We start from the raw sequence: 1,453 nt of genomic DNA, 5'->3' as shown, positions 1-1,453 counted from the left end.
CAGAACCATGACAGCGACACGACATAGCACCATCGACATCCCCGTGGACGGCCAGCACATCGCCGGCACCCTGGTCGCCGCCTCGACCATGGTGCCGGGCGTGCTGCTGGTGCACGGCTGGGACGGCAGCCAGCAGCAGTACATGGCGCGCGCGCACGAGCTCGCGGCGCTGGGCTGCGTGTGCCTCACCTTCGACCTGCGCGGCCATGCGCAGCATGCGGACCAGCGCATGAGCGTGACGCGCGAGGACAACCTGCGCGACGTGCTCGCGGCCTACGACGCGCTCGTGGGCCATCCCTCGGTCGATCCCGACGCGATCGCGATCGTGGGCAGCAGCTACGGCGGCTACCTCGCGGCGCTGGTCAGCAGCATGCGGCCGGTGCGCTGGCTCGCGCTGCGCGCGCCGGCGCTCTACCGCGATCGCGAGTGGCTCACGCCCAAGGGGCAACTGAGCCGCTCCGACCTCGTGGCCTATCGTCGCACGCTGGTCGGCCCGGACGACAACCGGGCGCTCGCGGCCTGTGCCGCTTTCAAGGGCGACGTGCTGATCGTCGAGTCGGAGGACGACCAGACGGTGCCGCACCCCGTGATCGAGAACTACCTCGCGGCCTTCAAGGGCGGCGTGCGCTCGGTCACCTACCGCGTGCTCGCGGGCGCCGACCACGCGCTGTCGCGCCAGGAGTCGCGCCAGGCCTACGGCACGCTGCTGGTGTCGTGGATGACCGAGATGACGCTGGGCGCGAAATCGGTCGGCGCGCCGATCACCCGGCCGGTGCACGCGGCACCGGCCTGAAGGCGAACATGGCCGCCGCCGCGATCCGCATCGGCATCTCGGGCTGGCGCTATGCGCCGTGGCGCGGCAGGTTCTATCCCGCGGGGCTCGCGCAGCGGCAGGAACTCGCCTTCGCCTCGCGCGTGCTGCCGACGATCGAGATCAACGGCTCCTTCTATTCGCTGCAGCGACCGTCGTCCTACGAGGCCTGGCACGACGAGACGCCCGCGGGCTTCGTGTTCGCGGTCAAGGGGCCGCGCTACATCACCCACATGCGGCGCCTGAACGACGTGCGCGTGCCGCTCGCGAACTTCCTGGCCTCGGGCGTGCTCGCGCTGCGCGAGAAGCTCGGGCCGATCCTGTGGCAGTTTCCGCCGCGCATGGCCTGGGATCCCGAGCGCTTCGAGGCCTTCTTCTCGCTGTTGCCGCGAACCACCGCTGCCGCCTTGAAACTCGCGCGCGAACACGACGACAACGTGGCGGGGCACGCCTGGCTGCACACCGGCGGCCGGCGGCGCATCCGGCATGCGGTCGAGGTGCGCCACGACAGCTTCGCCGATCCGGCGTTCATCGCGCAGCTGCGTCGCCACGGCATCGCGCTCGTGGTGGCCGATACCGCGAAGCGCTGGCCGCTGCTCGAGGACCTCACGGCCGACTTCGTCTATCTGCGGCTGCATGGCG

The 1,453-nt window shown here is 71.0% G+C and carries 2 protein-coding genes; both read left to right on the top strand.

Translation table 11 applies throughout. The annotated features are described in order from the left end of the window. The first annotated feature begins 7 nt into the window (after positions 1-7). On the top strand, positions 8-793 hold the full coding sequence (locus tag ACODT0_RS42285) for an alpha/beta hydrolase family protein (RefSeq protein WP_489044034.1): 786 nt from the start codon (positions 8-10) through the stop codon (positions 791-793). Positions 794-801: 8 nt separating this feature from the next. Then, positions 802-1,453, top strand: a 652-nt coding sequence (locus ACODT0_RS42280; protein WP_489044033.1) for a DUF72 domain-containing protein, incomplete at its 3' end; no start/stop codon positions are given.

The sequence above is a fragment of the Variovorax sp. FG153 genome, from assembly GCF_057809595.1.
Note: the sequence above shows the minus strand (reverse complement) of the source record. Positions and strands in the feature narration are given on the sequence as shown.